General features: G+C 68.4%; 4 protein-coding genes and 1 pseudogene. All 5 read right to left on the bottom strand.

The window, feature by feature from the left end; all coding sequences use genetic code 11:
* Window positions 1–125 precede the first annotated feature (125 nt).
* Window positions 126–266 (bottom strand): annotated as a pseudogene (locus ACFQ9Z_RS36290) (transposase); the annotation flags it as partial.
* A 372-nt stretch (window positions 267–638) separates the two neighbouring features.
* Window positions 639–1,373 (bottom strand): dienelactone hydrolase family protein, encoded by a 735-nt coding sequence (locus ACFQ9Z_RS36285; protein WP_383030216.1) that lies wholly within the window; start codon window positions 1,371–1,373, stop codon window positions 639–641.
* A 335-nt stretch (window positions 1,374–1,708) separates the two neighbouring features.
* The gene (locus ACFQ9Z_RS36280) at window positions 1,709–4,138 is read right to left on the bottom strand and encodes a lamin tail domain-containing protein (RefSeq protein WP_383030213.1); all 2,430 of its coding nucleotides are present in this window, start codon (window positions 4,136–4,138) and stop codon (window positions 1,709–1,711) included.
* 526 nt (window positions 4,139–4,664) lie between these two features.
* Window positions 4,665–5,198 (bottom strand): transposase, encoded by a 534-nt coding sequence (locus ACFQ9Z_RS36275; RefSeq protein ID WP_383030211.1) that lies wholly within the window; start codon window positions 5,196–5,198, stop codon window positions 4,665–4,667.
* Between the two features lie 206 nt (window positions 5,199–5,404).
* A complete protein-coding gene (locus ACFQ9Z_RS36270; RefSeq protein ID WP_383030207.1) occupies window positions 5,405–6,403 on the bottom strand; it encodes a DMT family transporter in 999 nt (332 codons plus the stop codon).
* Between the last annotated feature and the right edge of the window lie 44 nt (window positions 6,404–6,447).

Here is a 6,447-nt window from a genome sequence, read left to right as displayed (position 1 = left end):
CAACGGCCGACTCATCCGTACGGCACCGAGTACGTACAAGCTCCCTCTTCCCGGGGCCTTGACACCCTCAACTGAGCCTTAACTTCGTGGCATTGATCAAGCATGGCCCGGTGGCAGTACCCCTCCGGCCGGCCGCCCCGGCCGCGCATCCAACTCGGCGTCGGCAGCAGCGGCAGGACCCTGGCCCACTCCGCGTCCGTCATGTCCGTCGGATACCGCCGCTCACGCATCGGGTTGTCGGCGGCGTTCCCGAACCGGTGAGCCAGACAATCACACGCGTGAATGGCCGAAGTGGACTCTGTCTCCGCGGTGGCATACAACTGCAACAACAGGGCCTCCTGGAAGGTGAGTTGGCGTAGACGCTCTCCGAGCTACCAAGAGGCCCTGTTCTGCCCGGCACCGGCCGAAATCACCCGATCGAGTGTCCTGTCGGACTGCGGCTGTCACGTGGTGGGCCGTTGACGAGCTGGGATGCCAGGTCGTTTGCGACCGCGGAGGCTCGGGGTTCTCAAGCGGCCTGGCTTTTACCGAAGTCTCGTTCGCGATAGAGGCGGGCCACGGCCGTGGAGAGATCGGTGTGGCCCGCCATGCCGTCCGCTGGTCGCTGCCGTTTCAGGCTTCGTTTCCGGACGGGAGCCTCAGCTGTTGGACAGGGTGCGGTCCAGAAGAGGGAGCAGGCGATCCCAGTGACGCTTCAGCCCGGAGGCGCTAAAAGCGTCGGTGTCGGACATGGTGAAGCCGTGGATGGTGCCGGGGTAGATCTCCGAGGTGTAGCTGACACCTGCCACATCCAGGGCCTGGTTGAGCTCGTCGACGGCCTCAGGTGTCATGTCGCCTTCGGCGTGGCCGAGGTGGACCTGGGCGGTGAGCTTGGAAAAGAGGTCGGGCCCGTCGGCGCCCACGGGGCCGTGGAACGCGGCGACGGCCGCCACCTGGTCGGGGTGGGCCGCGGCAGCGCGCATCGCGTAGAGGCCGCCTATGCAGTAGCCGGTCACCGCGACCGGTCCGGCGCCGACCTCGGGCTGGGAGGTGAGGAACCTGAGGTAGGCGTCGGCGTCGCTCAGGACACGTTCCGCGGTGTGCGCCTCGATCAAGGGCATCAGCTGGGCGAAGACCGCGGGCCGGGCCTCTTCTCCGATGTACTCGGGAAGCTCGACCAGCGGTGCCGGGCCATGCCGGTAGAAGGAGTTGGGGACGAGCACGTAGTAGCCGTGCCCGGCCAGTTCGCGGGCCACCTCCCGCAGCACGGGCCGGATGCCGAAGCCGTCCGCGTACATCAACACCCCTGGGTGCCGCTCGCTGTGGTCGGGGAAGGCGGCGAATGCGTCGGCCTGGCCGTCCGTGGTGGGAATCCGCAGCGTCTTGGTGGGCATGAATACTCCTGTCGTGGTTGATATGCAGAGCCTGTGATCAACACGACGGAGGCGGAGCCCGCGCAGCAGCGCAAGAGCCTCGATCGAACAACGGGCCGAAAACGGCCCGTACGGCGCTCAGAAGAGCCCCGGGTCACCGATCCGTGTGTGGCGCAAGGCCGTCCCGGTATCCATAGCCGCACAGCCTAGCCCACCGGCAGGACATCGAGACTCCCGTTCGACGGACACGACTCAAGATCGAAAAGACAACAGCTTCTAACCGCAGATACTGACAGCGCGTTGGGCTGTACGTGGTCGCGTGTACGCCCAACGCGTCGGTCAGCAGGTGGGTGCGCTCACTTAATGCGCACGACCTGCGGGTCGTGGTCGCTCGTCTGGTCGGAGAACTCCGAGTTGATGTGGATCACGTCGTACGTCGGCTTCTTGATCGCGGGCGAGACCAGGATGTGGTCTAGCGTCTGCGAGTTGCCGTCGTACACGTAGCTGTACCGCTCGCCCATCGGCAGGGTGTTGATCAGGTCAGTGAGGACGCCGCCCGCAGTCAGCGTCTGCAGCGGCTTGGAGAACTGGTAGTCGTTCAGGTCGCCGAGGACGACTACCTTGGCCTGCGCGTCCTTGGCCAAGAGGCTGGAGACGAAGGAGTTGACCTCCCTGGCCTGGGCGAGGCGCTGGGTCTCGGAGCTGAGCACCGGCGGCTGGGTGGCGCCATGCAGCGGCTGGTCGCCGCCCTTCGAGTTGAAGTGGTTACCGACGACGAAGACCTGCTTGCCGCGGAAGGCGAACTCACCGACCAGCGGCTTGCGGCTGCTCTTCCAGGCGCCGGAGGTGGGGTTGATCCTGCCCGGCGAGGCCGAGAGCTGTACCCCCTTCTTGCCGTCGCTGACGACCTGTACGTCAGTGGTGGCATCGCCACCCGGCCGGTCGACGAAGCTGACACGCGCGGGGTCGAAGAGGAAGACGTTCCGGATGTTGCCGCCCGGCTCGCCACCGTCCTGGTCGTTGACCGGGTCGATGGAACGCCAGTCGTAGGTCGGGCCGCCGGCCGCCGTGATGGCGTCGATGAACTGGGTCATCGTCTTGTCGGCCGCGACCGTGCCGTCGTCCTTGGGACCGTTATTATCCTGGATCTCCTCCAGGCTGATGATGTCCGGGGTCGCCAGGTTGTTGACGACGCCCTCGGCCAGCCGGTCGAACTTGCTCTGCGGGTCGGTCGGGTCGAGGTTCTCGACGTTGTACGTGGCGACGGAGAGCTCGCTCGACTTGCCCTTCTGCGCCTCCTCCGGCTTGAGTCCGCCGGACTTGACCGTGCCGAGCGAGGTCGCCTGGATGTTGTAGCCGCCGTAGGTGGCGTAGTCCAGCGGGCCGGTGGTGGTGCCGGTGAGGGTGTCACCGACGTTGGCCTGGAGCTGGTCGCTGGTGAGTGAGGTGATCAGCAGGCGGCCCGAGTTCGGGTTGTCGTAGCCCGTCATGACCGTGCCGCCGCGCGGCGTCGGGTTCTGCTGGGGCCTGGTGGTGATCCAGGTCTCGTTGTACGCGTTGGACGCGCCGACCACGCGGGTGTCGTTGATCTGCACCAGCATGCCCTCGTGGGCCTCCAGCCAGTCCAGCGCGTACGTGCCGGGCTCCAACTGCTCAGACTCGATGTTGCCGCCAGCGACCTTCGGCGCGTAGGAGTCGGGGATCGTAGCCGCGTCGATGACCTCGGCCGCCGGCAGCTTGTTGCCGGCGGACAGCACGCTGGCCGTCGGGCCGGTCAGCTCGGTGACGGACTGCGTGCCGCTGCTCTGGCCGCCGGGGTAGTACTCGCTGACCTTGCCGGAGACGAGCACCGAGTCGCCGACCTTGACCACGGGGGTGGCGGAGCCGGTGAAGACGAAGATGGCCTCGCTGGTGGCCGGGTTGTCGTCCGAGCTGGGGTCCTGGATCCAGTAGCCCTTCGAGCCGGTGACGCGTACGGCGGTCACCACACCTGGCACGTTGGTGACGGTCTTCCCGTTCTGTGGGGAGAGGCGCGTGGTGCCCTGGATGTCGTGGATGCGCAGCGGGCCCGGCGTGGTGTCGGTGGGCGTCGGGGTGGGCGTGGGCGACGGGTCACCGCCACCACTTGCGCCCGTGCTGTTGCTGGGGCTAGGAGCGGAGCCGGTGAAATCAGCCGAGTTGTCGTCGCTGTCCGTGAGCTTGGCGTCGCGGGACACGGAGGTGGTGTTGCTGGCACCAGTGGCGGGGCTGCCCTCGCGGACCACGGCGGTGCCGAAGCCGACCAGGTCCTTGATGGCGCCGTCGGCCGCGCAGTCAGCGGCAGTCAGGCAGGTGCGGGCAGTGGTCGAGTGGACCAGCGCCACGGTGCCGCTGGTCCCCGACATGGCGATGGAGCCGGTGGCGTCAGGGGTCGGCAGAGCGGTGTCGCCGCCGGAGCCCTGGGCCTCCTGGATCAGGTACTTGCCACCCGCGGGGACGGCGCCGGACAGCGGGGTGACCTGCCACTTGGACGTGGGGCTGGGCGAGCCGCTGAGGTACTGCACGGACCAGCCGCTGAGGTCGAACGGCGCGGTCCCGGCATTGCCCAGCTCAATAAAGTCATGGGTGAGGGACGCGCCGGAGTTGCCGCCACCGCCGTAGACCTCGGAGATCACGGCGTCGGAGGACGGGGCGGCCTGGGCGGCGAACGGGAAGGCGATGAGCGAACCGGTGAGACCGAGGGGAAGCGCTACGAGGACGGCCTTAGCGCTTCTGCCACGCAGGGTCGACGGTATGCGTGAGGACACGTGGACTCTCTCTTGCAGAAGGTGGCGTGAACGGGGCGTGCCTGATGTGTGGGAGGCGGGGCAACTCGGGAGTTGTGGCGAAAGATACGCGCGTAGACACCTCTGCAACAAGAGGTTGAACATGCCATCCGACAAGCGTTGCCCAGCTGTTCGCCGGACGTAACTCCGCCGTCCGCCTTGCCGAGCGGCAAACACAAGGTGCCTCGCACGAAGGCCGGTCGCACCAACGACCCCACGACAGGCGGCTGCCCGGCTTCCCGTGTCGCATCGCCAACCCGGTGTAGAACCACGGAAAGCGGGATTACGAAGACTTCACCTTCTGGGCGGTGCAGTGCAGAGGGAGATTCCGCAGGCCGGTTGCCCGGGCGGCGGATGCGGTCCTCGGCCCGGGCCCGCAGCCGGTGCCGGAGCTCGAGTTCGGCGATCGGTCACCCCGAGGTGTTGGTGGCGAAACAGGTCAGCCGCATGCCGTCCATGTCCGTGATTCGCAACTGAGCCCCAGGGTGCCGGCGTTCTTTCCTAACGCTCAATCGCATGCCCTTCGGCCAGCCGTCCAGGACGTCGCCGGTAAGTTCGGCAACCCAGGCGCCGTCACGGATCTCGCCCCGGCCTCGACGGCGGGCGTCCAGGCGGATTCGGAAACCTCCAGCACGTACTGGTGGATCGCCTCGGTGATCACCATGCTGGCCGAGTAGGCCAGCCACCGTCCCCGCTGGGCGAGCCAGGCGACGAAGTCGTGGGTGCCGCTCGCGCAGTAGGCGCGGCTCAGAGTCTCACGTCCGCGCCGGTACTTCTTCGGCAACTGGGCCAGGTCCAGGTGGGTGGCACTGATACGGTCGGCGACCGTGTTCGAGCCCGCGTTCCCCGGCCTGAGCAGCGCCACGACCGGCTCACCGGTGCCGCCCGGTCCGCGGTCGACGAACCCCATCAGCGGGTGGTGCCCGTAGGTCCGCTTCCAGGTGGGTGCCGCGTCCTCCTTGTCCGAGTGCGCGATCACCAGCACCCCGTCGAAGTCGACGGTCACCGTCCCGCCCGCATCAGGCGCTTCCCGGTCGGCCAACCGCCAAACAAGTTGGCGGACTTCGGCCAGCGCGGCCCGGATCGCCTGCAGGGCCTTCTTCCCCGGAGGCGGCGAGGGTGTCGATGAGGCGGGAGACCGTCGGGTCGGAGGCGACCGGCCCGAACACGGCCGGCTCGGCCCGGACGCACCGGAACTCGACGAGGACGACTGCGGTGAGGACTGAACCCCAGGGGCCGTGCCTCACCTCACGGCATCTTGGGCTTGGCCTGTAGCCGGGACTCGGTGAGGGCGAGGGCCGCGATGGCCCCCAGCAGTATCACCGTGCCCGCGACGGTGGCCGCGGTGAGCTGTTCGTCAAGGAACAGCACGGCCAGGACGGCGGCGCTGACCGGTTCGAGGAGCATCATGACCGACGCGGTGGCGGCCCTGAGTACGGCGACGCCGGCGAAGTACAGCGGGTAGGCGAGCGCCGTGGTGACGGCGGCGATGTACAGCATCAGCAGCGCCGCCTCGGTGAGGTTCCCGCCCTGCGGGAGAAGGCCCTCCTGGAATGCCAGCGGCAGCATCACGACGGCGCCGATAAGGAAGGACCACAAAGTGAGGGTGAAGGCGTCCTCGCCGGTGCCGTGCCGTCCGGTCCACCGGCCCAGCAGGTTGGAGACGGCGTAGCCGGCGGCGGACAGCAGCGCCATCGCCACGCCCGCGGGGTGCACGACGCCGGGCTGGTTGCCCAGCACGAGCACGGTCAGTCCGGCCAGCGCGCCCGCGACGGCCAGCACTCCGGCGCGGCCGATGCTCTCGCCCAGGAACAGGCGCCCGCCAGCGGCCGTGAACACGGGTGCGGCGCCAAGCGTGACGATGGTGCCCACCGCCAGCCCGGTGTCCCGCACGGCGGCGAAGTAGGCAGTCTGGAAGACGGCCAGCCCGACTCCTGTGCCCACCAGCAGCAGCACCCGTCGCCCGGCCGGCTGCGGCGCACGCGGCGCCTTGCGGGACGGGCGCAGCGCCCAGGCGGGCAGCAGCAGCACCGCCCCGGCCAGGAAGCGCCAGAACGAGATGGCCATGGGCCCCAGGTCGCTGGTCCGGTAGATGACCTCCACGGCCGCGCCGGTGGTTCCCCAGGCGATTCCGGCGTAGGCGAGGAAGGCGAAGCCGCGCCGTACCGAGAGCGAGCCGGTCAGCGATCCGTGCCCGCTCCGGCCCAGCGCCTTTGCGTCGACGGAGAGGTCCTGTGAGGTCTGCATCTGTTCACCGTGCGCCCCCTCATGCGATACGCAAAATGCATCCA

The organism is Streptomyces sp. NPDC056580, from assembly GCF_042793175.1.
Taxonomy (GTDB): domain Bacteria; phylum Actinomycetota; class Actinomycetes; order Streptomycetales; family Streptomycetaceae; genus Streptomyces.
Note: the sequence above shows the minus strand (reverse complement) of the source record. Positions and strands in the feature narration are given on the sequence as shown.

What these genes read in the sequence shown, in the direction of transcription:
- ACFQ9Z_RS36285 (WP_383030216.1), bottom strand. Translation starts at nt 1,373, where the DNA reads ATGCCCACCAAGACGCTGCGGATTCCCACCACGGACGGCCAGGCCGAC.
- ACFQ9Z_RS36270 (WP_383030207.1), bottom strand. Translation starts at nt 6,403, where the DNA reads ATGCAGACCTCACAGGACCTCTCCGTCGACGCAAAGGCGCTGGGCCGG.